At 66.4% G+C, this 26,432-nt stretch carries 21 protein-coding genes, 4 pseudogenes and 1 riboswitch; of the genes and pseudogenes, 13 read left to right on the top strand and 12 right to left on the bottom strand.

The window, feature by feature from the left end; genetic code table 11:
• Nucleotides 1-4: 4 nt before the first annotated feature.
• The 3 genes from KI242_RS14195 to KI242_RS14185 all read left to right on the top strand — a co-directional run bounded on the left by KI242_RS14195 (nucleotide 5) and on the right by KI242_RS14185 (nucleotide 3,921).
• Nucleotides 5-2,245 (top strand): TonB-dependent siderophore receptor, encoded by a 2,241-nt coding sequence (locus KI242_RS14195; protein WP_053151107.1) that lies wholly within the window; start codon nucleotides 5-7, stop codon nucleotides 2,243-2,245.
• Nucleotides 2,246-2,289: 44 nt separating this feature from the next.
• Entirely contained in the window at nucleotides 2,290-3,192 is a 903-nt protein-coding gene (locus tag KI242_RS14190) for an alpha/beta hydrolase (RefSeq protein WP_047286221.1), read from the top strand.
• 117 nt (nucleotides 3,193-3,309) lie between these two features.
• Nucleotides 3,310-3,921, top strand: coding sequence for a DNA-3-methyladenine glycosylase (locus KI242_RS14185; RefSeq protein ID WP_015635362.1), 612 nt, complete (start codon nucleotides 3,310-3,312; stop codon nucleotides 3,919-3,921).
• Nucleotides 3,922-4,153: 232 nt separating this feature from the next.
• On the opposite strand, the gene dctM is transcribed toward KI242_RS14185, so the two are convergent.
• From dctM to KI242_RS14170, 3 genes and pseudogenes are all read right to left on the bottom strand, one after another.
• Nucleotides 4,154-5,434 carry a C4-dicarboxylate TRAP transporter large permease protein DctM gene (gene dctM / locus KI242_RS14180; RefSeq protein WP_011060956.1) on the bottom strand — a complete coding sequence of 427 codons (1,281 nt, stop codon included), beginning with the start codon at nucleotides 5,432-5,434 and terminating at the stop codon, nucleotides 4,154-4,156.
• Entirely contained in the window at nucleotides 5,434-6,066 is a 633-nt protein-coding gene (locus tag KI242_RS14175) for a TRAP transporter small permease (protein ID WP_011060955.1), read from the bottom strand. The genes dctM and KI242_RS14175 overlap by 1 nt, the downstream gene beginning before the upstream one ends.
• Nucleotides 6,067-6,123: 57 nt before the next feature.
• A pseudogene (locus KI242_RS14170) lies at nucleotides 6,124-7,124 on the bottom strand (TRAP transporter substrate-binding protein).
• 364 nt (nucleotides 7,125-7,488) lie between these two features.
• On the opposite strand from KI242_RS14170, the gene KI242_RS14165 reads away from it, so the two are divergent.
• The 5 genes and pseudogenes from KI242_RS14165 (at nucleotide 7,489) to KI242_RS14145 (ending at nucleotide 11,991) form a co-directional block, all read left to right on the top strand.
• Nucleotides 7,489-8,520 carry an AraC family transcriptional regulator gene (locus tag KI242_RS14165; protein WP_036996300.1) on the top strand — a complete coding sequence of 344 codons (1,032 nt, stop codon included), beginning with the start codon at nucleotides 7,489-7,491 and terminating at the stop codon, nucleotides 8,518-8,520.
• A gap of 106 nt (nucleotides 8,521-8,626) precedes the next feature.
• Nucleotides 8,627-9,747: pseudogene (locus KI242_RS14160) on the top strand (polyamine ABC transporter substrate-binding protein).
• Between the two features lie 105 nt (nucleotides 9,748-9,852).
• Nucleotides 9,853-11,316, top strand: a complete 1,464-nt coding sequence (locus KI242_RS14155; RefSeq protein WP_015635358.1) for an amidase family protein — start codon at nucleotides 9,853-9,855, stop codon at nucleotides 11,314-11,316.
• A gap of 63 nt (nucleotides 11,317-11,379) precedes the next feature.
• Entirely contained in the window at nucleotides 11,380-11,709 is a 330-nt protein-coding gene (locus KI242_RS14150; protein WP_011060950.1) for a hypothetical protein, read from the top strand.
• 90 nt (nucleotides 11,710-11,799) lie between these two features.
• Entirely contained in the window at nucleotides 11,800-11,991 is a 192-nt protein-coding gene (locus KI242_RS14145) for a 2-hydroxymuconate tautomerase family protein (RefSeq protein ID WP_015635357.1), read from the top strand.
• A gap of 28 nt (nucleotides 11,992-12,019) precedes the next feature.
• On the opposite strand, the gene KI242_RS14140 is transcribed toward KI242_RS14145, so the two are convergent.
• From KI242_RS14140 to KI242_RS14115, 6 genes and pseudogenes are all read right to left on the bottom strand, one after another.
• Nucleotides 12,020-12,451: an HD domain-containing protein gene (locus tag KI242_RS14140; RefSeq protein WP_015635356.1), complete on the bottom strand. Its 432-nt coding sequence runs from the start codon at nucleotides 12,449-12,451 to the stop codon at nucleotides 12,020-12,022.
• A gap of 97 nt (nucleotides 12,452-12,548) precedes the next feature.
• Nucleotides 12,549-13,361: a CoA ester lyase gene (locus KI242_RS14135; protein ID WP_011060947.1), complete on the bottom strand. Its 813-nt coding sequence runs from the start codon at nucleotides 13,359-13,361 to the stop codon at nucleotides 12,549-12,551.
• A 348-nt stretch (nucleotides 13,362-13,709) separates the two neighbouring features.
• On the bottom strand, nucleotides 13,710-14,915 hold the full coding sequence (locus KI242_RS14130) for a CaiB/BaiF CoA-transferase family protein (protein ID WP_053158015.1): 1,206 nt from the start codon (nucleotides 14,913-14,915) through the stop codon (nucleotides 13,710-13,712).
• A gap of 32 nt (nucleotides 14,916-14,947) precedes the next feature.
• Nucleotides 14,948-16,297 carry an MmgE/PrpD family protein gene (locus tag KI242_RS14125; protein WP_015635353.1) on the bottom strand — a complete coding sequence of 450 codons (1,350 nt, stop codon included), beginning with the start codon at nucleotides 16,295-16,297 and terminating at the stop codon, nucleotides 14,948-14,950.
• Nucleotides 16,298-16,306: 9 nt separating this feature from the next.
• The gene (locus KI242_RS14120; protein ID WP_015635352.1) at nucleotides 16,307-17,470 is read right to left on the bottom strand and encodes an acyl-CoA dehydrogenase family protein; all 1,164 of its coding nucleotides are present in this window, start codon (nucleotides 17,468-17,470) and stop codon (nucleotides 16,307-16,309) included.
• A 34-nt stretch (nucleotides 17,471-17,504) separates the two neighbouring features.
• Nucleotides 17,505-18,330 (bottom strand): annotated as a pseudogene (locus KI242_RS14115) (MaoC family dehydratase N-terminal domain-containing protein).
• 142 nt (nucleotides 18,331-18,472) lie between these two features.
• On the opposite strand from KI242_RS14115, the gene KI242_RS14110 reads away from it, so the two are divergent.
• Nucleotides 18,473-19,390, top strand: coding sequence for a LysR family transcriptional regulator (locus KI242_RS14110; protein ID WP_011060942.1), 918 nt, complete (start codon nucleotides 18,473-18,475; stop codon nucleotides 19,388-19,390).
• On the opposite strand, the gene KI242_RS14105 is transcribed toward KI242_RS14110, so the two are convergent.
• Together KI242_RS14105 and KI242_RS14100 are read right to left on the bottom strand one after the other, a co-directional pair.
• The gene (locus KI242_RS14105) at nucleotides 19,368-19,718 is read right to left on the bottom strand and encodes a hypothetical protein (protein WP_011060941.1); all 351 of its coding nucleotides are present in this window, start codon (nucleotides 19,716-19,718) and stop codon (nucleotides 19,368-19,370) included. The two genes, KI242_RS14110 and KI242_RS14105, sit on opposite strands and share 23 nt — an antisense overlap.
• Before the next feature lie 2 nt (nucleotides 19,719-19,720).
• Nucleotides 19,721-21,457 carry a hypothetical protein gene (locus KI242_RS14100; protein WP_244868198.1) on the bottom strand — a complete coding sequence of 579 codons (1,737 nt, stop codon included), beginning with the start codon at nucleotides 21,455-21,457 and terminating at the stop codon, nucleotides 19,721-19,723.
• Nucleotides 21,458-21,683: 226 nt separating this feature from the next.
• Here KI242_RS14100 and KI242_RS14095 point away from each other — a divergent pair, with 226 nt between their 5' ends.
• Entirely contained in the window at nucleotides 21,684-22,250 is a 567-nt protein-coding gene (locus KI242_RS14095) for a GNAT family N-acetyltransferase (protein ID WP_011060939.1), read from the top strand.
• A 75-nt stretch (nucleotides 22,251-22,325) separates the two neighbouring features.
• Here KI242_RS14095 and mntP read toward each other — a convergent pair whose 3' ends face one another.
• The gene (gene mntP, locus KI242_RS14090) at nucleotides 22,326-22,898 is read right to left on the bottom strand and encodes a manganese efflux pump MntP (protein ID WP_212806274.1); all 573 of its coding nucleotides are present in this window, start codon (nucleotides 22,896-22,898) and stop codon (nucleotides 22,326-22,328) included.
• 5 nt (nucleotides 22,899-22,903) lie between these two features.
• A riboswitch (yybP-ykoY riboswitch) is annotated at nucleotides 22,904-23,069 on the bottom strand.
• Between the two features lie 110 nt (nucleotides 23,070-23,179).
• Between mntP and KI242_RS14085 the strand changes: the two genes are divergently transcribed.
• From KI242_RS14085 to KI242_RS14075, 3 genes and pseudogenes are all read left to right on the top strand, one after another.
• A complete protein-coding gene (locus KI242_RS14085) occupies nucleotides 23,180-23,668 on the top strand; it encodes a GFA family protein (protein ID WP_011060937.1) in 489 nt (162 codons plus the stop codon).
• Between the two features lie 108 nt (nucleotides 23,669-23,776).
• Nucleotides 23,777-25,587: pseudogene (locus KI242_RS14080) on the top strand (serine hydrolase domain-containing protein).
• Between the two features lie 6 nt (nucleotides 25,588-25,593).
• On the top strand, nucleotides 25,594-26,394 hold the full coding sequence (locus KI242_RS14075) for a MipA/OmpV family protein (RefSeq protein ID WP_019093779.1): 801 nt from the start codon (nucleotides 25,594-25,596) through the stop codon (nucleotides 26,392-26,394).
• The last annotated feature ends 38 nt before the right edge of the window (nucleotides 26,395-26,432 follow it).

Genomic DNA, 26,432 nt, shown 5'->3' with positions numbered 1-26,432 from the left:
ACCGATGTCCATGCGCTCGATGCGTCCTTTCGCCCCCTTCCTGCTGTCCACCTGCTGCCTGCTCAGCCAGGCCGTGCAGGCTGCCAATGAAGGCTCGACCCAGCCGGTCCTGGAGCTGGAACCCCAGAGCGTCATCGCCACCGCCAAGGAAGAAACCAAGCAGGCACCGGGGGTCTCTGTGATCACCGCCGAGGACATCCAGAAGCGCCCGCCGGCCAACGACCTGTCGCAGATCATCCGCACCATGCCCGGGGTCAATCTCACCGGTAACTCCACCAGCGGCCAGCGCGGCAATAACCGGCAGATCGACATCCGCGGCATGGGCCCGGAAAACACCCTGATCCTGGTGGACGGCAAGCCGGTGGGCAGCCGCAACTCGGTGCGCTACGGCTGGCGCGGCGAGCGTGACAGCCGCGGCGACACCAACTGGGTACCGGCCGACCAGGTCGAACGCATCGAAGTGATCCGCGGCCCGGCGGCGGCCCGCTACGGCAACGGCGCCGCTGGCGGGGTGATCAACATCATCACCAAGCAGGCCGGCATCCAGACCCACGGCAATGCGACGATCTACAGCTCGTTCCCGACCCACAAGGACGAAGGGGCCACCCAACGCATGAGCTTCGGCCTCAACGGCCCGCTGACCGACAGCTTGAGCTACCGGGTCTACGGCAACGTGGCCAAGACCGATTCCGACGACGCCGACATCAACGCCGGCCATGAATCCCTGCGCACCGGCAACCAGGTCGGCACCCTGCCCGCCGGCCGCGAAGGGGTACGCAACAAGGACCTCAACGGCCTCTTGAGCTGGCACCTGACCCCGGACCAGAGCCTGGACTTCGAAGCCGGCTTCAGCCGCCAGGGCAACATCTACACCGGCGATACCCAGAACACCAACAGCAACAGCACGGTGAAAAACCTGCTGGGCCACGAGACCAACCGCAGCTACCGCGAGACCTATTCGGTGACCCATCGTGGCGAATGGGACTTCGGCAGTTCCATGGCCTACCTGCAATACGAAAAGACCCGCAACACGCGGATCAACGAAGGCCTGGCCGGCGGCACCGAAGGCATCTTCAGCAACAGCGAGTTCTACACCGCGGTGCTCCGCGACCTGACCGCTCATGGCGAGGTCAACCTGCCCCTGCGCGCCGGCTTCGAGCAGACCCTGACCCTGGGCAGCGAATGGTCCCAGCAAAAGCTCGACGACCCCAGCGCCAACACCCAGAGCACCAGCGAAGGCGGCGCCGTGGGCGGCCTGAGCTCAAGCAACCGCAGCACCCAGTCCAGCGCGCAGATCTTCTCGCTGTTCGCCGAAGACAACATCGAACTGCAGCCGGGCACCATGCTCACCCCGGGCCTGCGCCTGGACCACCACAGCATCGTCGGCGACAACTGGAGCCCGTCCCTCAATCTGTCCCACGCCCTGAGCGACACCCTGACCCTCAAGGCCGGCATCGCCCGGGCCTACAAGGCGCCGAACCTGTATCAGCTCAACTCCGACTACCTGCTCTACAGCCGCGGCCAGGGCTGCTATGGCCAGAGCACCAGCTGCTACCTGCAGGGCAACGACAAGCTCAAGGCGGAAACCAGCGTCAACAAGGAACTGGGCCTGGAATACAAGGCCGACGGCTGGGTGGCCGGCCTGACCTACTTCCGCAACGACTACAAGAACAAGGTGGAATCCGGCCTGGCCCCGGTGAGCCATGCCAGCGGCGGCAGCGGCGCTTACCGCAACTCGGCGATCTACCAGTGGGAAAACGTGCCCAAGGCCCTGGTGGAAGGCCTGGAAGGCACCCTGACCATTCCGTTGGCCAGCCAGCTGACCTGGAACAACAACTTCACCTACATGCTGCAATCGAAGAACAAGGAAACCGGCGACTACCTCTCGGTGACCCCGCGCTACACCCTCAACTCGATGCTCGACTGGCAGGCCACCCAGGACCTGTCGCTGCAGGCGACCGTGGCCTGGTACGGCCAGCAGACGCCGAAGAAATACGACTACCACGGCGACCGCGTCACCGGCAGCGCCACCCAGCAACTGGCGCCGTACGCCATTGCCGGGGTCAGCGGCACCTACGCCCTGACCCGCAACCTGAGCCTGACCGCCGGGGTCGACAACCTGTTCGACAAACGCCTGTTCCGTGAAGGCAATGCCCAGGGCGTGAACAACATCGCCGGGGCCGGCGCCGCCACCTACAACGAACCCGGGCGCACCCTGTACACCAGCCTGACCGCTTCGTTCTGAGCCATTACCAAGAGCCATCACCAAGAGCCTGCCGAGAACGCCTGATGAGAACTTTTTTCCTGCCCCTGGCCCTGGCCTGGGGCCTTGCGGGAGCGGCCCTGGCCGCCCCCGCCCCGGACCAGCCCATGGACCGCAGCCTGCTGCAACGCCAGGACCTGCCCTACCGCTTCACTAGCCTGCAACTGGATTCCGCCGACGGCCAGCGGCACTACCAACTGTGGATCGGCAAGCCGTTGCAGGCGCCGCCGCCACAGGGCTACCCGGTGCTGTGGATGCTCGATGGCAACGCCGCCATCGGCGCCCTCGACCCCGAGCAGCTCAAGCGCCTGGACCAGGGCCAGGCGCCGCTGCTGGTGGCAGTGGGTTACCAGACCCCGCTGCGTATCGAGCGCAACGCCCGCACCTATGACTACACCCCGCAGCAACCGGGCCAGGCGCAGCAGCAAGACCCGCTGACCGGGCAACCCAGCGGCGGCGCGCAAGCCTTCCTGCAACTGCTGCGCGAGCGCATGCGCCCGGCCGTGGCGGCCCAGGCACCGATAGATACCGCGCAACAGACCCTGTGGGGCCACTCCTATGGCGGCCTGCTGGTGCTGCAGGCGCTGTTCAGCCAGCCCCAGGCGTTTCGCCACTACGCTGCCGCGAGCCCTTCGCTGTGGTGGGGCGACGGCCTGATCCTGCCCCAGGCCCAGGGCCTGGCCGAGCGCCTGCAGGGCCATCATGCGCAATTGCTGCTGATGCGCGGCGGCGCCGAGCCGGGCAACCCGCGCCAGCCAGCAGGGCCCGAGGCCGACCAGCGCGCCCGACAGTTGCAGGCGCAACTGGCCCAGGTGCCGGGGTTGGCCCTGGACTACCACAGTTTTGAAACACTCAGCCATGGCCAAACCCTGGCGGCCTCGTTGCACTACGTGCTGGAGCGGCTCTACTTGCCGGCGGCCAAGGACTGAAAACCCTGCGCCCGGGTGCAAGGCCCGGGCCGCGAGTTCCAGCGCAAGAGACAGGGTGCAAGCCTTGGGGCGGCGGGCTAATCTGCCGCTCGCCCCGCCACTTGTTCCGGATCGCCAATGCCCACCTGCCCCGCCACTCGTTTTCTTGCCGCACTGGATGCCGACTGGGCCGCGCTGATCGCCGCCGTCGGCCCCTGCCTGCACCAGCCCCGCCCGGAGCGCGAGCCTTACCAGGCGCTGGTGCGCGCGGTGGCCTACCAGCAACTGCATGCCCGCGCGGGCGACGCGATACTCGGCCGCCTGCGCGCTTTGTTTCCCGGCCAGGACTTCCCCACGCCCGGGCAACTGGCCGATGCCAGCCTGGAGAGCCTGCGCGGCTGCGGCTTTTCCGCACGCAAGGTAGCGACCCTGCAGGGCATCGCCCAGGCCACCCTGGACGGCCGCGTCCCCGATGCCGCCAGCGCCCGTGGCCTGGATGACGAACAGTTGATAGAGCGCCTGATCCAGCTGCCCGGCATTGGCCGCTGGACCGTGGAGATGCTGCTGATCTACAGCCTTGAGCGCGAGGACATACTGCCCGTGGACGACTTTGGCGTACGCGAAGGTTATCGCCGCCTGAAAGACCTGGAGAAACAGCCCAGCCCCCGGCAGCTGCGCCAGATCGGCCAGGCCTGGAGCCCCTGGCGCACCACTGCTGCCTGGTACCTGTGGCGCGTGCCGACGGCCTGAACACCGCGCACTTGACCCGGTGCGGACTGGCCGCTGCGCGGTTCGCCGGCAAGCCGGCTCCTACGGGGTTATGCCCACCTGTAGGAGCTGGCTTGCCAGCGAAAGCGCCCGCAAGATCGCCCCATTCCCTCGCCATCAACCGCGCCCAATGGCCGCTACGCGGTTCGCCGGCAAGCCGGCTCCTACGGGGATATGCCCGCCTGTAGGAGCTGGCTTGCCAGCGATGGGGGCGCTACATGCCCAGCCAGTTGGGCAAGGCCAGGGAGATCAGCGGCACGTAGGTCACCAGGATCAGGAACAGCAGCAGGATCATCAGCCACGGCATCGCCGCGCGGATGGTCTGGCCCAGGGTCAGGCCGGTCACCGCCGAGGTCACGAACAGGTTCAGGCCCACCGGCGGGTGCACCAGGCCGATCTCCATGTTGACCACCATGACGATGCCCAGGTGAATCGGGTCGATCCCCAGCTTCATGGCAATCGGGAAGAAGATCGGCGCCAGGATCAGCACGATCGCCGAGGGCTCCATGAAGCTGCCCGCCACCAGCAGCACCACGTTGACCATCAGCAGGAAACCGATCGGCGTCAGGCCTTCGGAAATCACCCAGGCGGTGATTTCCTGGGGGATCTGTTCGGTGGTCAGCACATGGGCGAAGAGCATGGCGTTGGCGATGATGAACATCAGCATGATCGACAGCCGGCCCGACTCCAGCAGCACCTTGGGGCAGTCCCGCAGCTTCATGTCGCGGTACACGAACAGGGCGACGAAGGCCGAGTACACCGCCGCCACCGCCGCCGCCTCAGTGGGCGTGAACATGCCGCTGTAGATGCCGCCAAGAATGATCACCAGCAACAACAGGCCCCAGAACGCCCGGCGCGCAGCACTCAGCCACTGGCCAAAGGTGGCCCGTGGCTGGGCCGGCAGCTTTTTCACCCGGGCCACGATGTAGATCGCCACCATCAGCAGCAGGCCCAGCAGCAAGCCGGGCACCACGCCGGCCATGAACAGCTTGCCCACCGAAGTCTCGGTGGCCGCCGAGTACACCACCATGACGATCGACGGCGGAATCAGGATGCCCAGGGTCCCGGCGTTGCAGATGATCCCGGCGCCGAACTCCTTGGGATAGCCGGAGCGCACCATGCCCGCCACGGCAATCGAGCCTACCGCCGCCACGGTGGCCGGCGAGGAACCGGACAGCGCGGCGAACAGCATGCAGGCCAGCACCGCGGCAATTGCCAGGCCGCCACGGATGTGGCCGACGCAGGCGTTGGCGAAGTCGATCAGGCGCTGGGCCACGCCGCCGGTGGTCATGAAGGCCCCGGACAAGAGGAAGAACGGAATCGCCAGGAAGGTGTAGGCGTCGGAGGTCTCGAACAGCTTGATCGCCAGGGAGCTCAGGGAGTCCTGGCTGAACATCAGGATCGACACCGCCCCCGACAGGCCCAGGGCAATGGCGATGGGCACGCCGAGGAACATGAACACGAACAGCAGCAGAAACAGACAGAGCACGGCCATCAGTGACGCTCCTCATGGCTGCCCGCCAGCTTGCTGGCCTCGCCCGCCTCGTCGGCCAGGCCCAGGCCGAACTGCCGTCGGGTGAAGATGCGGTAGAAGATTTCCAGGTAGCGGATCAGCACCAGGGCGAAGCCGATGGGCACTATCACCACGATATGGCTGACCTGGATGCCGAAGCGGTCCAGGTCTTCGGCACCGATATGGGCGGCCATGATCGCGCTCAGCCACTTGAAGCTGGCGACCATGAACAGCCCGGCGTACACCAGGCAGCACAGGCAGGCGAGCAGCGCCAGGTAGCGCTGCACCGGGCGCGGGGTCAGGCGCACCAGGGCGTCCACCCCCAGGTGCCCGGCGGTGCGCACGCCATAGGAGATGCCGAAGAAGATCAGCCAGCCGAACATCGCCTTGGTCAGGGCCACGCTCCAGGTCATGTCCTGGGCCAGGCCCATGGTGGCGTCGCCCAGAGCGTTGAAGAAGGCGCTGCTGGCGGCCCATTTGTCGGCCAGGGCGAAGAACAGGGTGTAGATGTTGTTGAGCATCACGTAGACGAAGGTCACCAGGGTCATGGTCGCCAGCAGCAGGGCAATCAGGCCCTCCTCCAGGTGCTCCCAGATACGTCTCAGGGACTGCATAGAGATACCTCGCGAAACGGGCAGTGGCCGTCCGCCGCGGACGGCCGGGAGGGCGTATCAGTGGCGCTGGTTGGCGGCGTCGGCGGCCTTGATCAGGTCGGCGCCGATCTCGTCCTCGAACTTGCTCCACACCGGGCGCATGGTGTCGCGCCAGGCCTGGCGCTGCTCGGGGTCAGTTCGATGATTTCGCTGGTCCTGGCCTCGACGATCTTCTGCCTGGCGCTCTGGTTCAGGGCCTCGGCCTGTTTGTTCACCTCTACCGAGACCTCGGCCATGATGGTTTCCAGCTCGCCGCGCACGTCCGCCGGCAGGCCGTTCCAGAAGCTCGCGTTGGTGATCACCATGTAGTCGATCAGGCCGTGGTTGGACTCGGTGAAGTACTTCTGCACCTCGTTGACCTTCTGGCTTTCATAGTTCGACCAGGTGTTCTCGGTGCCGTTGACGGTGCCGGTCTGCAGGCCCTGGTAGACCTCGGCGAAACTCATCTTGCGCGGGTTGGCGCGCATCGCCTTGAACTGCTCTTCGAGCACGCTGGAGGCCTGCACGCGGAACTTCAGGCCACGGGCGTCCTTGGGTTCGTGCAGGGGCTTGTTGGCCGACAACTGCTTCAGGCCGTTGTGCCAGTAGGCCAGGCCGAGAATGCCCTTGCCCTGCATCGAGGTCAGCAACTGCTTGCCCTCGGCGGCCTGGAAGCGGTCCACCGCCGCCAGGTCGTCGAACAGGAACGGCAGGTCGTAGATCTGGATCTTTTTCGTGTACTGCTCGAATTTGGCCAGGGACGGCGCCAGCATCTGCACATCCCCCAGCAGCAGCGCCTCCATTTCCTTGCCATCGCCGAACAGCGACGAGTTGGGGTAGACCTCGACCTTGACCTGCCCCGGCAGGCGCTCCTCGGCGAGCTTCTTGAACAGCAGCGCGCCCTGGCCCTTGGGGGTGTTCTCGGCCACCACGTGGGCGAACTTGATGATGATCGGGTTGCCGGTGGATTCGGCGGCCTGGGCCACCCCGGCAGCGAGCAATGCGGCGGCACAGAACAGCGCTCTTGAGAGCTTGAACATGGACTTCACCTTTTTATTGTTGTGATTGAGGGAAGAGTGCCTAAGGCATGGCGTATAGAGAATTTCGAATTTTTGATACCCGCGTTCACCCCCGCCGAACGCCCCGCCCCATGTAGGAGCCGGCTTGCCGGCGAAAGGCCCCCGAGCCCTGCGCCGCCCCCGCCAGCGCCTTCGCTGGCAAGCCAGCTCCTGCAACGGGCAGTGCCTGCGCAATCGGCGCCGCCCACCACCCCGTAGGAGCCGGCTTGCCGGCGAAAGGGCCCCCGAGCCCTGCGCCGCCCCCGCCAGCGCCTGCAAGGGGCAATTGAACCGCGGGCGCGTAACCCCTAAAGTCACGCCTCCCGATATCACTCTGAGATCGTCGATGACCGCCCTTCGCTTGACCACCCTGCATACCACCCAAGCGGTGCTGGACGCCTTCCGTGACAGCGACGTACCCGCCCAGGTGCTGCTGGAGGGCAGCGGCATCCAGCTGGCGGACCTGGAGCTGCCCAACAGTCTGATCAATATCAGCCAGGAAATGCGCGTGTTCAGCAACGCCGTGCAGTTTCGCCAGGACCTGGGGCTGGTGCTGGGGCGCAACCTGCACATTTCCGCCTACGGCATGTTCGGCCTGACCCTGCTGACCAGCGCCACCCTGCGCGAAGGCTGGTCCCTGGCGCTGCGCTACCCCTTGCTGCTGGGCACCTTCTTCCGCCTCGACCTTGAGGTCCGCGACGGCCTGGCCTGGCTCACCGCCGACCAGTACAGCGAAAGCGAACTTGAGGTGTTCAACACCGATTTCTGCATGTCGTCCTACCGGGTCACCTGCCAGGACCTGCTGGGTTGCTCCCTGCCCCTGCGCCAGGTGCAACTGATGCATGGCCCCCAGCCCTATATGGACAGCTACGAGCAGGCCTTCAATTGCCCGGTGCAGTTCAATGCCGGGCGCAATGCCATCGGCTTCGACCTGGAGTGGCTGGACCGGCGCCTGCCCCTGGCGGACCTGGTGACCCAGAACGACATGCTGCAACGCTGCATCCGCCTCAACGAGGAGCTCAGCGCGCGGCCGACCTGGATCGACCAGGTGCGGCGCATCCTCAATGAACAGCTGCACGCGGTGCCGGATTTCGACAGCCTGGCGCGCCAGGTGCACTGCTCCCCCAGCACCCTGCGCCGGCGCCTGCGAGCCCAGGACACCAGCTATCAGCAGTTGCTGGACGAGTTGCGCTACGCCCGCGCCCAGCAGTTGCTGGGCCAGCACAGCCTGCCCATCTACCGCATCGCCGAAGCCCTGGGCTTCAAGGAAACCGCAAGTTTCCGCCACGCCTTCCAACGCTGGAGCGGCGTCGCTCCCGGGCGCTTCCGCCAGCTGGCCGGCCAGCTCGGGCCGCTCTCGGACTGCGCCGAAGATTGACGCTAAATATCCCCTATTGACCGTTGCAAGCATTCTCTCTGCGACCTATCCGACGAAAAATGTCCGCCACGGATGGTTCCGCTCATTTCGGACATGGAGTTGTCATATGAAATCGTTGCACACCGCCCTCTCCCGCCTCGCCACGGCCTGCACCCTCGGTGCCCTGGCCCTGGCCGCCTCTGTCACCGCCCAGGCCGCCCCGAGCGCACGGTGAACATCTTCAACTGGTCGGAGTACATCGCTCCCAACACCATCAAGGATTTCCAGGCCCAGAGCGGGATCAAGGTCAAGTACGACATCTTCGAAAGCAACGAAGTGCTCGAAGCCAAGCTGCTGACCGGCAACAGCGGCTATGACGTGGTGGTGCCCTCCAGCGGTTTCGTCAGCAAGCAGATCAGCGCCGGCGCCTTCCAGCCCCTGGACCGCGGGCAGTTGCCGAACTGGAAGAACCTCGACCCGGCCGTGATGAAGCTGCTGGAGCAGAGCGACCCGGGCAACCGCTACGTGATTCCCTACATGTGGGGCACCAACCTGATCGGCTACAACCGCGACAAGGTCCAGGAATTGCTGGGCAGCGACGCGCCGGTCAACAGCTGGGACCTGGTGTTCAAGGAAGAGAACCTGAAGAAGCTCAGCCAGTGCGGCGTGACCTTCCTCGACTCGCCCACCGAAATGCTGCCCCTGGCCCTGCACTACCTGGGCCTGGACCCCAACAGCCAGAACCCCGAGGACTACCGCAAGGCCGAGGCCATGCTGCTCAAGCTGCGTCCCTACGTGCGCTACTTCCATAGCGCCAAGTGGATGGGCGATATCGCCAACGGCAACATCTGTGTGGCCGTGGGCTACTCCGGCGGCTTCCTGCAGGCGGCCAACCGCGCCAACGAAGCCAAGAACGGCGTGCACATCGAAATGCGCATTCCCAAGGAAGGCACCCTGGTGTGGATCGACACCGTGGCCATCCCCGCCGGCGCCAAGCACGTGGACACCGCCCACGCCTTCCTCAATTACCTGATGGAACCCAAGGTCATTGCCTCCATCAGCAACTACGTCGGCTACCCCAACGGCGTGACCGATTCCAAGCCGTTCATCCAGCAGTCGCTGCTGGACAACCCGGACCTGTTCCCCAGCGCCGAGACCATGACCCGCCTCTACCCCCTGGCCCCGCTGCCGGCCAAGGCCGAGCGCACCCGGACCCGGACCTGGGTCAAGGTCACCAGTGGCCGCTGAGTCATTCACTGCGAAGGCCCGCCAGGACGCCGCCAACGGCGTCCATGCCGCCTTTCCACGCCGTGGCGCAGCCCGCGCCCGGCGTGCTTGAACAAAGAGCCGAATATGCCGTTGCCCACTTCCAGCCAAGCGGCCCTGCCGCACCTGTCGATCGAGGCGCTGCTGCAGGGTTTCGCCACCTTGCAGTTCACCCCGGTGGACGTGCTGCAGGCCGTGCTGGCGCAGATCGAGCGCCACGAGCCACAGCTCAACGCCCTCTGCGAACGCCAGGACCCGGCCTCGCTGCGCGCTGCCCAGGCGTCCACCGCGCGCTGGGCCGCCGGGCAACCCATGGGCCGGCTGGATGGCATTCCGATCCTGGTCAAGGACAACAACGACGTACAGGGCTGGCAGACCCGCAGTGGTTCCCGGGCCCTGGCCAACCGCCCGGCCATGACCCGGGACTCCAGCCTGGTGGCACGCCTGCGTGAAGCCGGGGCGATCTTCATCGCCAAGACCACCCTGCCGGAACTGGGCAGCACGCCCCTGACCGACAGCCCGTTGACCGGCATCACCCGCAACCCGTGGAACCTGGCCCTGCATGCCGGTGGCAGCAGTGGCGGCAGTACTGCGGGGGTCGCAGCCGGTTATGCCCCGGCCGCGACAGGCAACGATGCCGCCGGTTCGATCCGTACCCCGTCGAGCTTTTGCGGCGTGGTCGGGTTCAAGCCCAGCCATGGCCTGGTGTCCGCCTGCCCGAGCATCGACCCGGGCGGCATGGCCGCCGAAGGCCCGATTGCCCGCCACGTGCGCGACATTGCCCTGTTGATGGAGCTCATGGCCGTGCACGAGCCCGGCGAGCCCTTTGCCTGGCCCCATGGGCCCAGGGATTTCCTCAGTTCCATCGAGGACGGCGTCGCCGGCCTGCGCATCGCCTTCAGCGCCGACCTGGGCTACGCCGCCCATGTCGACCCGCAGATCGCCGCAGCCTGCCTGAACGCTGCCAGGCTGTTGCAGGAAGCCGGCGCCACCCTGGTCCTGGCCTCGCCGGACATCGGCAACCCGGCGCCGAACTACCTGCGGGCCTGGCCGGTGGAAGTGGCCTGCGCCGTGGCCCAGGAAATACCCGCCGAGGACCGCCATCTGGTGGGGGACTTTCTCCAGCAGGCCCAGGTCCGCGCGCGCCAGCTCAATGCCCTGGACTACGCCTGTGCGGTGCAAGAGCGCCATCAGGTGGCGCACAAGCTTCACGGTTTCCTGGGTGAGTACGACCTGCTGCTGACCCCTGCCGCGGTGGTCGAACCCTTCGCCGTGGAACGCCTGCTGCCGCCGGACTGGCCGGAACAGATCAGCGCCATGTGGCAGCCCACCACCTTCCCGTTCAATTTCAGCCGCCAGCCAGCGTTGAGCCTGCCTTGCGCCCTGAGCGAGGCGGGCCTGCCCATCGGCCTGCAGATCGTCGCCCGCTTCGGCCGCGACGCCCTGGTACTGAGGGCCGCACGGGCCCTGGAAAAACGGCTGCCCGAGGGGGTGTTCCGCCACCCCGCCGGGCTGCACGACGCCCCCCAGGCGTCACCCGCAAACCGCTAGACCCGCACAGAACACAATGCCGACGCCGGCCACGGCGAAGGCTCACGGACAAGGAGGTGGACCATGGATTCTTCAAGCAGTTGGTATCAAGACACCCAATTCGACCACGACATCTACGTGATGATCATTCGTGAACCGAGCTCTCCCAGCCTTGATCCCCATCAGTCCGGTTCCAGCTACAGCTACGTCGGCCGCCTCACCGGCCACGGCCAGCACCCGTGCTTTTCCGTGCACTTCGCCTGCCCGCCCTACGGCAATGACTACGCCAGCACTGAAGCCGCGCTGCAGGCCGGCCTGGCCCATGGCCGGGCGCTGATCGAGCACTGGCGCACCCGTGGGCGCAAGCCACCGGCACGCACCGCCGAAGTGGCGCTGTCCAGCTACAGCAACTGACGCACCAAGGCCCCTGGCTGGCAGGAGGGCAGCGGCTGTCGTAGGCTGCCCTGCCGCCCGTCCATGCGCCATCACCTGGAGTGTCGATCCATGCCCTATATCAACCTGCAGATCACCAAGGGCGCCACGCGCCAGCAGAAGGCCCAACTGGTCAAGGAATTCACCGAATCCCTGGTGCGGGTACTGGGCAAGAAGCCCGAGCATATCCACATCGTGATCCAGGAAATCGACGGCAGCGATTGGGGGTTTGCCGGCGAGCTCAGCGACGACGACCAGGCCTGAGCCGCTGCTGGGCGCGGGTATCACGAGCTCAGTCGCGCGCCAGTGAGTTCAGGTAGTCCGTGGCCTGGCGGTACTTCTTCAGGCGCCGCAGGTCTTCGGCACCCGGTTCGGGGATGCGCGACAGGTCGCTGTTTTCCGCCAGATCCGCCAGCTTCACTTGCCGCGCCAGGGGGTTCGCGCCTGCGCGGCGAATGAACGCCGGGTAGTCCTCGCCTGCAACCTTGGTCAGCGCCAGCAGCGCCGCCAGCACCTCTTCGCTGAAGCCCTCGCCCCGCAACTGCTCCGGGGTGATGGGGCAGTCTTCCAGGACATCGTGCAGCACCGCGACAATCCGCGCCTCGGGGTGTGTCAGGCGCAGCATCACGCGCAAGGGATGCAGGATGTAGGGCGCACCGCCCTTGTCGACTTGCCCGGCATGGGCCTGGGCGGCCAGCGCGATGGCCCGCTCCAGGCTGCTCATCGGACGCTACCGCAGGTGAATGGGGCTGAGCCGTGCATGGTGCCACCTCGACAAAAAGACCGCGCCATTCTACCTGCGCCGCGGCCCGGGCGCAGGCTCAGGCCATCGCCAGCAAGCGCTGGGCCCGCAGCAGCACCGGGGCATCGACCATCTGCCCATCCACCTGGTAGGCCCCGGCACCCTCGCGCCCGCCTTCCACCACCCGTTGGGCCCAGGCCAATTCCTCGGCGCTGGGCGCCAGGGCCTGGTGGATCACCGGCACCTGGGCCGGGTGGATGCACAGCGCACCGGCAAAGCCCATGGCGTAGGCGTGGCGGACCGAGGCGGCCAGGCCCTGGCTGTCGGCGATGCCGGGAAACACCCCGTCCAGCGGCGCCTGCAGCCCCGCCGCCCGGGAGTGCAGGATCAGCGCCAGTCGCGCCTGGTCCAGGGCGAACTGGGCCGCCGCCGAGCCGCTGCTGAGGTTGAGGTCCAGGGCCAAGTCCAGGCCGCCGAACGACAGGCGCTGGACCCCGGGGGCGCTGGCGATCTCGCCCAGGGCCAGCAAGCCCCGGGCACTTTCGATGATCGGCCAGACCAGGCGGCCGCTGGCGGCCACCCGCGCCACTTGGGCTGCGCTCTCGACTTTCGGCAGGAGAATGCCCACCACACCGGCATGGGCCTGGCAGAACGCCAGGTCGGCCAGGTGCTGGGGGTGCTCGGGTGCGTTGATTCGCACCCAGGCCCGCACCTGGGGCTGCGCCAGCAGGAAGCGCCCCAGGTGCTCTCGCGCCTGCACCTTGAGGGGTTCCTCGACGGCGTCCTCGAAATCGACGATCACCGCATCGGCGCCACAGGCCAGGGCCTTGGCGAAACGCTCGGGGCGGCTGCCGGGGACGAACAGCGCGGAGCGGACAATGGGGTTGGACATGTTCGGATCCTTGTTATTGGAAGACCAATGGCGGCCAGGCTTGCTGCCCGGCCCCTACGGCAAGAGCCTGGTGTGTCCTGCCCTCCGTAGGAGCCGGCTTGCCGGCGAAGGCGATCTCAGGGGCCCCTTCGCTGGCAAGCCAGCTCCTACGATAAGAGCCTGGTGTGTCCTGCCCTCCGTAGGAGCCGGCTTGCCGGCGAAGGCGATCTCAGGGGCCCCTTCGCTGGCAAGCCAGCTCCTACGATAAGAGCCTGGTGTGTCCTGCCCTCCGTAGGAGCCGGCTTGCCGGCGAAGGCGATCTCAGGGGCCTCTTCGCTGGCAAGCCAGCTCCTACGGCGAGGTTGGGGTTCAGATGACTCCACGGGCCTGCAGTTGCTCGATGCCTTGCGGGCTCAGGCCCAGCTCGGCGAGTATCGCTGCGCTGTGCTGGCCCAGCGCCGGGACTGCGTCCATGCGCGGCGCATAGGCGCTGTTGCGCGCAGGTGGCAACAGCGCCGGCAGGCGGCCCGCCGGGCTGTCCACCTGGCGCCAGGCGTCCCGGGCCGCCAATTGCGGGTGCTGCCACACGCCCTGCATGTCGTTGACCCGGGCGTTGGCGATCTGCGCCTGCTCCAGCCGTTCGATCACCTGGGCGACGCTGAGCCGGGCAAAGCGCTCGACGATGATCTGGCGCAGCGCCTCGCGGTTGGCTGAACGCTTGAAGTTGGCGCCAAAGCGCTCGTCCGTGACCAGTTCGGGCAGCTCCAGCACCTTTTCGCAGAAGGCCGCCCATTCCCGTTCGTTCTGCAGGCCGAGCATCACCGTACCGCCGTCACCCGCGGGAAACGGCCCGTAGGGGTAGATGGTGGAATGGGCCGCGCCGGCCCGGGGTGGCGGTTCGGCGCCTTCGAAGGCGTAGTACAGGGGGTAGCCCATCCACTCCACCAGGCTTTCCAGCATGCTGATGTCGATGCGGCTGCCCAGGCCGGTGCGCCCACGCAGCAGCAAGGCCGAAAGAATGCCGCTGTAGGCGTACATGCCGGCGGCAATGTCGGCGATCGAGCAACCGGCCTTGGCCATCTGCTCCGGTTCGGGGCCGCCGGTCACCGATACAAAGCCGCCTTCGCTCTGGATCAGCAGGTCGTAGGCCTTTTTCCGCTCATAGGGGCCGCCTTCGCCGTAGCCGGAAATATCGCAGACGATCAGCCGTGGAAAGCGCTCATGCAGCGCCTCGAACGACAGCCCCATGCGCGCCGCCGCCCCCGGTGCCAGGTTCTGCACCAGCACGTCGGCCCCGGCCAGCAGGCTGTCCAGCAGGCCCTCGGCTTCGGGCTGCTTGAGGTCCAGGCTCAGGCTTTCCTTGGAGCGGTTGGTCCACACGAAGTGCGAGGCCAGGCCCTTGACCCGCTGGTCGTAGCCCCGGGCGAAATCGCCGCTGCCGGGGCGCTCGACCTTGATCACCCGGGCGCCCAGGTCCGCCAGCTGGCGGGTGCAGAACGGCGCGGCAATGGCGTGTTCCAGGCTGACCACGGTGATGCCGTCCAGGGGCCGTGGCTGTGCTGTGTTGTCAGTCATGTTCGGTCCTCGCCCTGTTCGATGTCGGGCATTCAGAGCAGTGAGTTGAGGTCGGCAGCGTCCCGCAGGGCCCAGACCCGGCGGATCAAGGCATTGCCCTGCTCCGGGGTGCGGGCGCCGGAGAACTGCAGCAGGCGCTGGAACTTGTCTTCCAGCTCGGCCCGGGACAGGCCATTGCCCGGGTCACCCTTGGGCTCATCGATGGCGCCGTGCAGGGTGCGGCCGTCCACGCACTGCACCTCGACCCGGCCCAGCCAGCGCGCTGGATAGGCCGCATCGACTTCAGGGTCCAGCTGCATGCCGACCTTGTCGCGAAACGCCGCGACCCGGGGGTCGTTCAGCCCATGGCGCTGGAACTCCGGCAACCCGGCCTTGCCGTGCACGGCGATCAGGCCGAGCACGGTGCCCATGGAGAACTTGGCCTGGTGCACGGTCTGCGGCACCTGGACCCGGCCCAGCACATCGATGGCGCCCTGGTGCACCCGGGTCAGCACCCGGGCAATCTGCCCGTGTTCCAGGCCTTCGCGCTGCATCACCTCAAGCAAGGCATCGGCGGCGGGATGGGTGTGGCGGCACGAAGCGTGGAACTTGAACGAGGTTTCCAGCAGCGCCCAGCGGCTGCCCAGGCGGGCACTGAGCAGTGCCGGTTCGGCATCCCGGGACATGCCGGCGGCCATGCCCTGCTCGCCTTCGAGGATATTGCGCGCGCCGCTCAGGCCGTCCCGGGTCAGGTAGGCGGCCAGCAGGCCATCGGCGGCGGCCTTGGCGGTGTGCAATTGCTTGGAGTCGGCGGCGTCGCGCAGAAACTCCCAGAGCCCGGCGGCCTGGGTCCCGGCGCTGCCCAGCAGGTTGATGAACTGCTCGCTGTCGAATTCCATCAGCTTGCCCACCGCCACCGCAGCGGCCAGGGTGCCGACGGTGGCCGTGGTGTGGAAGATCCGGTAGTGGGAACGGCCCATGAATTCGCCGATGCGGATCCCTGCCTCATAACCGGCCACCGCCGCCAGCAGCAGCTCGCGGCCGGACTTGCCCAGGTCCTGGGCCGCCGCCAGCGCCGCCGGGAACACCACGGTGGCCGGGTGCAGCACGGAGCTGTTGTGCAGGTCGTCCTGCTCCACCAGGTGCGAGGAGGCGGCGTTGACCAGGGCGGCGAAATACGCCGAGCTGCCGGCCCCATTGACCAGGATGCGCGCCGGGCCACTGGCCGGGCCCATGTGCCGGGCATAGGCCTCGAACAAGGGGATCGGGTGCGCGCCCTGGGCCGCCAGGGCCGAGCCCAGCCAGTCGAGGAACAGCTCTTGGGTGCGCAGCAGGACGCTTTCCGGCAGGTCGGCGTAGCGCAGGCCGGCGAGGAACCCGGCCAGATCGTGGGTATGGCTCATGGGGGCTCCTTAGAAGCTGCGGGGCAGCTCCAGCAAATGCTCGGCGACGTAGGACAGGATCAGGTTGGTGGAGATCGGCGCCACCTGGTACAGCCGGGTCTCGCGGAATTTGCGCTCGACGTCGTACTCGCAGGCAAAGCCGAAGCCGCCGTGGGTCTGCAGGCAGGCGTTGGCCGCCTCCCAGGAAGCCTTGGCCGCCAGGTACTTGGCCATGTTGGCGCTGGCCCCGGCGTTGCCCCCGCTGTCGTATTCCTCGCAGGCGCGCCAGCGCATCAGATCGGCGGCCTCGATCTCGATATGGGCCTCGGCAATCGGGAACTGCACGCCCTGGTTCTGGCCGATGGGCCGGCCGAACACCACCCGGTCGCGGGCATAGGCGCTGGCCTTGTCGATGAACCAGCGGCCATCGCCGATGCACTCGGCGGCGATCAGCGTGCGCTCGGCGTTGAGGCCGTCGAGGATGTACTTGAAGCCCTTGCCCTCCTCGCCGATCAGGCTGTCGGCGGGCAGCTCCAGGTTGTCGAAGAACAGCTCGTTGGTCTCGTGGTTGACCATGTTGGCAATGGGCTGCACGGTCAGGCCGTTGCCGATGGCCTGGCGCAGGTCCACCAGGAAGATCGACATGCCTTCGGACTTCTTGCGCACCTCGGCCAGTGGCGTGGTGCGGGCCAGCAGGATCATCAGGTCGGAATGCTGAATGCGCGAGATCCACACCTTCTGCCCGTTGATCACGTACTTGTCGCCGCGGCGGATGGCAGTGGTCTTGATCTTGGTGGTGTCGGTGCCGGTGGTGGGCTCGGTGACGCCCATCGATTGCAGGCGCAGTTCGCCGCTGGCGAGCTTGGGCAGGTAGTAGTGCTTCTGCGCCTGGCTGCCGTGGCGCAGCAGGGTGAACATGTTGTACATCTGCCCGTGCACGGTGCCGGAGTTGCCGCCGCAGCGATTCACCTCTTCGAGGATCACCGAGGCTTCGGCCAGCCCCAGGCCGGAGCCGCCGTACTCGGCAGGGATCATCGCCGCCAGCCAGCCGGCCTCGGTCAGGGCCTTGACGAAGGCTTCCGGGAAGCCCTTGCGCTCATCGATGCCGCGCCAGTAGGCGGCGTCGAATTCGGCGCACAGGGCACGCACGCCTTCACGGATGGCATTGAGTTCTTCAGTGTCATGGGGGGTCATCAATCGGCACTCCGCCTTTGCTTATTGTTGGAATTCAGTCGAACTGCACTTCGCCGCGCTGGGCCAGCCCGGAGCCGTCGCCGGCCCACAGTTCGGCGTGGCCAGGGGCGCTGATGCGCCCGCCGACCTCGAAAGGCTGCGGGGCAATCAAGGGCCGCAGGCCGCGGTAGGCGAAATGGCGCAGGCGCGCCTCGGGGTGGGCCCGGCAGAAGGCCCCAGGCTCAGGGTGGCGATCAGCGGGCCGTGCACCACCAGCCCCGGGTAGCCCTCGGTGGCGGTGACGTAGGGATAGTCGTAGTGGATGCGATGGCCGTTGAAGGTCACCGCGCTGTAGCGAAACAGCAGGGTCGGCGTGGGCTCCACCGGCTCGCGCCAGTCGCCTTCGGGCAGCAGCTCGCCACTGCTCATTTTCGGCGGGGACGCTTCGCGGTAGACGATGTCCTGTTCTTCGCGCAGCGCCAGTTGGCCGTCCTGAAAATATTCGTGGCACAGGGTGACGAACAGCAGCTTGCCGGTGCGCCCGGCCTTTTCCTCGACCTGGAGGATGGTACTGGTGCAACTGGCCTCGGCGCCGGCCCGCAGCGGCCGGTGAAACGCCAGGCGGCCACCGGCCCACATGCGGTTGCGGTTGGCCGCCGGCGGCAGGAAACCGCCCCGCGCCGGATGCCCGTCGCCGCCCAGGGCCGAGGCCGGCCGTGGCTGCTGGAAGAAACACCAGTGCCACAACGGCGGCAGGGCCTCGCCCGGGCCGGGGCGGGCTGGCCGAACGTGGCGGCGATGCGGGCCAGCAGGTTATGGCTGAGGTGGTCGTCGATCCGCTGGCTGCGGCCGATCCAGGCGCTGGGGTCGGTGGCACTCATGGTGGCAGGGTCCTGTGGCACGAAGGTGATGGCGGCCATCATGCAAGGGGCTGGCGCGTATGGAGAATTTGCATTTCTATAAACCGGCGTTCGTTTATGCTGAACGCCATTCGCCCCTACCCCTGCCTTCAGGAGCCCGGACATGCATTTCGATCTGGCGGACCTGCGCCTGTTTATCCATATTGCCGAATCCCCCAGCCTGACCCAGGGCGCGCGCCGCGCCTTCCTCTCGCCAGCGGCCGCCAGCGCGCGGATCAAGGCCCTGGAAGGCCAGCTCGAAACCCGCCTGCTGTACCGCGACAGCCGTGGCGTGGAAGTCACCCCCGCCGGCGAGCGGCTGCTGCAGCACGCGCGGCTGATCATGCGCCAGGTGGATTACCTGAAAAGCGAATTCACCCAGTACGGCGGTGATTCCTCCGGGCACATCCGCATCTTCGCCAACACCACGGCGGTCACCGAATTCTTGCCGGAAGTGCTGGCGAAATTTCTCTCGGTACGCCCGGGAGTCACGGTGGACCTGCAGGAGCGCCTGTCCCGGGACATCGTTCGCGGTGTGCTGGACGGCACCAGCGACATGGGCATCATCGCCGGCCCGGTGGAAGCCAGCGGCCTGCAGGTGCTGCACTTCAGCACCGACCACCTGGTGCTGATGGTGCCCGTGGGCCACCCGCTGTCGGGGCAGGCTTCAGTGACCCTGGAACAGACCCTGGCCTACCAGCACATCGGCTTGCATGAAGGCAGCACCCTCTTGACCTTCCTGCGCGAGCACGTGGAGCGCCTGGGCAAGCAACTCTCGCTGCGCATCCAGGTGTCGAGCTTCGAAGCGATCTGCCGCATGGTGGAAGCCGGGGTCGGCATCGGCATCATTCCCGAGTCCGCGGCCTTGCGGCACAGCCGCACCATGCAGCTGGTGACGGTGAAGCTGGATGAAAGCTGGGCCGTGCGCGAACGCAGCATCATCGTCCGCGAACTGGAGGCCCTGCCCGGCAGCGTGCGGGCGCTGATCGCGACGCTGATGCCGGCCAGCCAGGAACCTTCTATTGCGGGCAACCCTGGCTGATCCAGGCACTCAGTTCGTCGATCTGGGCCTGAGGCAGAAAGGGGCCGCCGGGGGGCATCTGGCCAAAATCCCCATCCGGCCCCCAGGGGGTGCCCGGGGTACCGCTCAGGGCATAAATCAGGTTGGAATGCGCGCCATCGCCTTTGACCAGGATAGGTACCGCCTGCCCTGTTTCCGGGTTTTGGATACCCGGCACATTACCGGTCACGAACGACTGGTAGGAGGTCTGCCAGAAGGCCCCGTGAGGCGCTCCGGAGATCGGCAGGTTGTTCTGCGCAACGAAGGCATCGAGCAGGTTCTGTACATCCTTGAAGGTGTTGAGTGCCATGACTATTTCCCTGTGCTAGATGGGGTGAACAATTGCAGATAACGCTGGCTGGCCGCTGCCGCCGACTCAGCCCCTGCCGTCTCGGGAGCCCGAACGTTGCCGCCTTTGAGGATGAAACTGAAATCGAAGCCGGCCACCTGGGCATTGCCATGGCAACCCATGCAGCCTCCCATGTTCACCCCATGCACAGCGGCGGAACCGGCGGATTGGGCGAACACGTTCGGAGGGGGTGGCGCACCTGCGGCCTGGAAGGAAGTCGGAGCACCGTTAGCAGCAATCCGGCCCCTGAATTGCTGCAGGGTATAGTCCGTTTCAACCATGATATTGGCCTGGTAGTACACCGCGGCAGAGTGGCTGGGATCGGTTTTCGATAGCTGCGTGGTGTCGAACGGCTGGGCCTGGACCGAGACCAGCTTGTAGTACTGCCAGGGCGAATTCTTGACATTCTTGGCCTGGCTATAGCTCTGGATAGCCTGATGCGCCGCCTGATTGACCTGAATCACGTCAGCCGCAATCGGCTCATAGCGCTGGTTGATGCAGATCGGGCCGCCCGCCGGAGTCCCGCCTTTGGCAATCTCGCGCAGATACAGTTGCTTGCCGGGCTTGCAGAAGGCCCCCTGGGCCTTGACTTGAGGGTTGTTGGGGTCGTCCTGGTAACTCAGCCCGGGATTGGTCGGCATGGGGCCCGGCGCTGGATTGATGATGCGGCCGTTCTCATCCTCAAGCGGCTTGCCACTGGGCAGCAGGATGTTGTCGGCCTGTTCGAAGGTCGCGTAGATAAAACTCGGGGCCGTGGGGGTCTTCTGGATGATGTGCAACGCCACCATCGCCCATTGCGCCTCGAAATAGCAGGTGCCCTTGCCCGGTGGTTGCTCATAGAAGCGCACCGTCTGCCTGTGGAATCGCGAGGGGTCCTCGCCGGGGCCCAGCTGGCGCCAGGCGGACTTGACCTCAATGGTGCCGCTGGGAAAGTTGACCCGCGGCGCGCTGGGGAAAGTCGGAGGTGTCTGCTTGACCGCGTTGAAGAAGTTCCGCGCGGCTTGTGCCAGCGCGGGGTTGGCGTACCAGAACTGGTTGGCGGCGACGTAGGTGTATTGCACCTGATTGGCCTTGGCCAGGAAGCGCACCAGCTGGGGGTTGGAATTGCCTCCGGTGGGAGCAGCCGGAACAACACCGGCATACATCTGGTCGAGGCCGATCTGGGTGCTTTCGTCGAGGTTGATCCAGGCCGGCAGTTTGGGTGCGATCTGGCCAGAGCAGGCAGGCACGGTAAAACTGTAGTCATAGGTTGGCGCAGTGCCATAACCATAACTGGGATCGCCATCAGGCTTGTAGCCCGGGGGGCCGACGTTGGCACTGCCCTTGCCCGGAAAGATCTCAACCTTGCTTCGGTACGTATGCCACACCAGAGGCACGCCCTGGCTGCCGAAAGGCTGGCGGATATCGGGCACATCGCGCTGCCCGCCCAGGGCCGGCCAGTTGAGAGCGATGAACTCCTGCCAGGCGAAGGCCGCAGCCTGTGCCAACGTTGCCTGGGATGCCCCCCGGGTATATCGGCGGGTACCTCGGGCGATACGGTTATCGACACCGGGGCGGCGTTCGAAACGCCGCCCAGAAGCGCCAGACCAACACTGATAGCAATGTAGGAAACCTGCCGCTGCAAACGATTCTTGTCTTGTTGATGCTCCATATCCTGACTCCTCCCTTGGCTGTTCGAGAGCGTAGATCAGCGCTCTCACGGCAACGCGCCAGGAAAAAGAACATTAGGCGCTAGCATTAATAGCCAAATGCCTGTACGCCAGCAGCGGTGGCGGCTTGAACGGCTCGTGACCGGTGATCGCCCTGGCCGGCAGCGCAAGCAGAGACATTGATGCCGATCAAGTGCCCGCCTCGCCAGCGGAGTAAACCTGAAGCCAATCAGGGCTGTGTGCGCAGCCCGCCCTTTGGCTCCGCGGAGACTTGACCATGCCCAGCACCGCTCTCGATACCCTCGCCCACCCGCCGTTCCCGGCGCAGCAAGGCCAATACTGGATCGACGCCCTGAACGATGGCAGCCATGTGCTGATCCGCCCGCTGCGGCCCCAGGACCGGGAGCGGGAAAAGGCCTTTATCGAAAACCTCTCCCCGGCCACGCGGCACCAGCGCTTTCTCGGTGAGATCAAGGAAGTGGGCGAGCAACTGCTCAATCAACTGATGGATGTCGGCACGCCGCAGCGGGTGGCTTATGTGGCCCTGGTCCACGACAACGGCGAACTGCGGGAAGTGGGGATCAGCCGCTACGCCCAGGTAGACGAGCAGCCCTCGCATTGCGAGTTCGCCGTGACCATCGCCGATGAGTGGCAAGGCAAGGGCCTCGGCGCGCTATTGATGCAGCACCTGATCGACGAAGCCCGCAACAACGGTTTCCAGCAGATGTACTCGGTGGATTCCGCCGCCAACTACAGCATGCGCCGCCTGGCAAAACAGCTGGGCATGCGCAGCGCCATCGACCCCGATGACGCCACCCAGGTGATCCACAGCCTGGCGCTGTAACGCCAGAGCGCTCCGCGCCTCGGCCCGAGGCGCGGCCGCATTGCCCGCAGAACCGCCCCGCCGCCGATACTGAAGTCAAGCCACAGCCGACAGGTGCTCGTAGAGAATTCCCGAGCCGACGATGATCAGCACCACCCCGCCCAGCACTTCGGCGCGCTGGCCCATCACCGTGCCAATGGCGCGGCCCAGCATCACTCCCAGGGTGACCATGGTCATGGTGGCCAGGCCGATGGCGCTGGCCGCGATCCAGATGTTGACGTTGACGAACGCCAGCCCCACCCCCACCGCCAGGGCATCGATGCTGGTGGCCAGGCCGGTCACCGCCAGCAGCCAGAAGCCGTGCTGGCGCGGTTTTTCTTCCTCGGCCTCAGCCTGCTGGCGGGTGCCGTTGTAGATCATGTGCAGGCCCAGCAACAGCAGCAGGCTGAAGGCGATCCAGTGGTCCCAGTTGGCCACCCATTGAGTCGCGGCCTGGCCGATGAACCAGCCCACCACCGGGGTGATGGCTTCAATGACGCCGAAGATCAGGCCGATGCGCAAAGCTTCCAGCAGGCGCGGCTTGAGCATGGCCGAACCCTTGCCCACCGCGGCGGCGAAGGCATCGGTGGACATGGCGAAGGCGAGAAAGATGATCGAGGCTGGGTTCACGTTGAGTCTTCCGGTCGGGCTTGAGTCCACGACATGCCCACGCGCCCGACTTCAGCGCAGGTATGTCGATGGTCTCACCAACCGAAACGGTGCCCGTACCACGGCAGGTTGCCGAGAATGTTGATACGGGCGCCACCGCAGGGCGCGGTGGCAGGTTACTCCCCAAAGAGGCGCGCAGCTTAGCCGGCCACATGTGAAAATTTCATCAGCACCGTGTCACGACAGCTGCTCGCACAGCGGCTAGCCTGTGCCATCCACCCGTTGATTCGTGGAGGTACCCCATGCAACTCCAGGGCTCCTGCCATTGCGGCGCCGTGCACTTCAGCCTGTCCAGCCGCCATCCCTATCCCTACCAGCGCTGCTACTGCTCGATCTGCCGCAAGACCCAGGGCGGTGGCGGCTACGCCATCAACCTGGGGGGCGATGCGGCCAGCCTCAAGGTACGTGGGCGCAAGCACATCGTCATCTACCATGCTCGGCTCAAGCCCGCCGGTGCCGCCCGGGCCCACAGCAGCAGCGCCGAACGGCACTTCTGCGGGCGCTGCGGCTCCGGGCTGTGGCTGTTCAGCCCGCAATGGCCGGAGCTGATCCACCCTTTTGCCTCGGCCATCGACACCCCGTTGCCGGTGCCGCCGCAACACACCCACCTGATGCTCGACTCCAGGGCGCCCTGGGTCGAGGTCGATGCCGGGGCGCACGACCTGCAGTTCGCCGAATACCCCGAGGAATCGATTGCCCAGTGGCACCAGCGCCTGGGGCTGGAGGCCTGAGCGCAACCGGGGCTTAACAGTCTTTGACAGTTTCCCGACAAAGCTGTCAAAGACTGCCACGCCCCCCTTCCCTAGCATCCGCTGATCCAATTGGCCCTCGGGTGCTGCATGTCCCGCAAACTTCTCGGCCTGCCGCTGGTGGGCCTGCTCTTGAGCAACCTCGGCTGCAACGGCCAGCCTCCAGCGCCGCCGCCCATCGCGCCCGGCGATTACGCCAGCATCATCGGCTACCTGAAGCAGTACATCCCGCAACAGATGGCCGAACATCAGGTGCCCGGGCTATCCATAGCCCTGGTGGACGGCCAGCAACTGATCTGGGCCCGGGGCTTTGGCTTCGCCGACCAGGCCCGGGGCCTGCAAGTGACCGAAAACACCGCGTTTCGCGCCGGTGCCCTGTCGCAATTGCTGACTGCCACGGCGGTGATGCAACTGGTGGAACAAGGGCGCCTGCAACTGGACGCGCCGCTGCAGGACACCCTCAGGGAGTTCTACGTCCGCTCGCGCTTCCACGAGGACCAGAACGCCGCCGACCGGGCCGTGACTCTGCGCCGCCTGCTCAGCCACCAGGGCGGCATTCCCAGCGAATACCTGCGCGACGCACGCACCCCCAACGCCCTCGACGAACTGCCGGGAAAGCTCAGCGGGCTGTGGCTGAGCAACGCTCCGGGAACCCAGACCGCCTACTCCAACCTCGGTTATGCCCTGCTCGGGCAGCGGTGGAGCGCAGCAGCGGCGTGGATTTCGAACAGCAGTTGCAGAAGAGCCTGCTGCGCCCACTGGGCATGAGCCAGTCGAGCTTTGTCGGGGACAGCCGCGCCCAGCCCTACCGGGCAAGAGGCTATGAAGACGGTGTCAGCAGCGATGCCCTGGTCCGCGACCTTTCCGCCCAGGGCCTGTGGAGCAGCCCGCGGGACCTGAGCCGCTATGTGCGCATGCTGTTCGCCCAGGGCCGGTACCAGGACCGCCAACTGCTCTCGGCGGCATCCATCGACGAAATGGTGCGCACGCAGAACGCCGGCAACCCGCTGGATTTCGACTGCCAGGTAGGCCTTGGCTGGTTCCTGTCGCCCTGCGGCGAGGAATGGGTCCGGCCAGATATGCGCACCTGGCAGCAAAGCGGTTTCGGCGAGGGCTTTCATGCCCGGATCAGCGTGCTGGCCGAGCAGCAGCTGGCGGTGATCGTGATGAGCAATTCCGACAGCGGCGAGGCCCTGGCCCAGCCCCTGGTGCCCCAGGTACTGCGCATGCTGCTGCAGGCCCACGGCGCCCCGCCACCGCCACCGCAACCGGCCACGGCCCCCCAGGCCCAGCAACGTCGGGTTCCGCAAGCGGCGGATCGCCGGCACCTGGCGGGCTTCTATGCCACCCGCTGGGGTGTGCTGCGGATCCGCGACCAGCACCAGCGCCTGTACGCCGAGCTGGCCGGCGAGCGCTACGAACTGCTGCGGGACGAACAGGGCTGGCTGCGGGTGCGCAAGAAGCGCCTCGGGCTCTGGCCCCAGGACCTGGGCCCGCTGGGGCAACTGCAACTGGACGTGATGCAGGTCCAGGGCCATCGGGTGTTCACCGCCAAGAGCCACGGCCAGTTGCTGGCGGTGGGAGAACGGATCGAGCCGGTGCCCCTGACGGACAACTGGCTGGCCACGGTCGGCACCTACCAGGCTCTGAGCGACGACCCCGGCGAACCGCCCATCAACGGCATGGACATCGCCCTGGAGGACGGCTTCCTGATGATCCGCAGCCTGCAGCAAGGCCGTCCCCTTACCGACTACATCCTCGCCCCGGTGGACAATGCCCACGCGGTGATCGCCGGCAACGGCCCGGGCCTGGGCGACACCGTGCGCCGCCAGGTCAACGGCGTGAACGTCCTGGGCTACTCATTCAAACGCACCTATAACGCCAACCACCTGAGGTTCTGACCCTTCATGAAAACCCTGAAACACTCCACCACCGCCGCCTTGTGGGCCGGCACCCTGGGCCTGAGCACGGTCTGCGGCACGCTGCACGCCGAAGACTGGAAGTACGGCGTGCACGCCGGGGTGGCCAGCGTGCCGCGCTACAGCGGCAGTGACGAACGCGCCCTGGCGCCGATTCTCGGCGGCGAGATCATCAGCCCCTGGGGCGTGTTCCTCAATACCGACCAGGGCCTGGGCTGGGGCAACGAATGGGGCGACCTGTCGTTCAGTACCTGGGTCGGCCCGAGCGAATCACGGCGCGACAAGAACCACCTGGGCCAGGGCTCCAAGCGCCTCAAGGGCATGGGCGAAATAAAGACCCGGGCACAGTTCGGCGCGCACCTGGGCTATGACCTGGGGCCGTTCGAACTGGGCGCCACCCTGACCCACGCGGTGAAGAAGAACGACAACCGCGACACCGGCTCGGCCTACAGCGCACTGGAACTGAGCATTGGCAGCAACCTCTACCAGGGCCGCTTCGGCAGCCTGGATGCCAGCCTCAACAGCCTGTTCGGCAACGCCGACTACATGCAGACCTGGTACGGGGTGAGCGACACCCAGGCGGCCCACAGCCGCTTCGGCGCCTACCGGGCCAAGGGTGGACGGGTCAGCAGCGGTGCCGACCTGGCCTGGACGCTGCCCCTCAATGAGCAGACCAAGGTCTCGACCCTGCTGTCGATGAAGTACCTGAGCAAGGAAGCCGGCGACAGCCCGATCGTCGACCGGCGCATGCAGACCAGCATCGCCACTCAACTTGAGTACAGCTTCTAAGAAAGGGAACGCGCGGCCCGTGATCACGGGCCGCGTTG

The organism is Pseudomonas sp. Eqa60, assembly GCF_018326405.1.
Lineage (GTDB): Bacteria > Pseudomonadota > Gammaproteobacteria > Pseudomonadales > Pseudomonadaceae > Aquipseudomonas > Aquipseudomonas protegens.
This window is presented reverse-complemented; position numbering and strand designations above follow the sequence as displayed.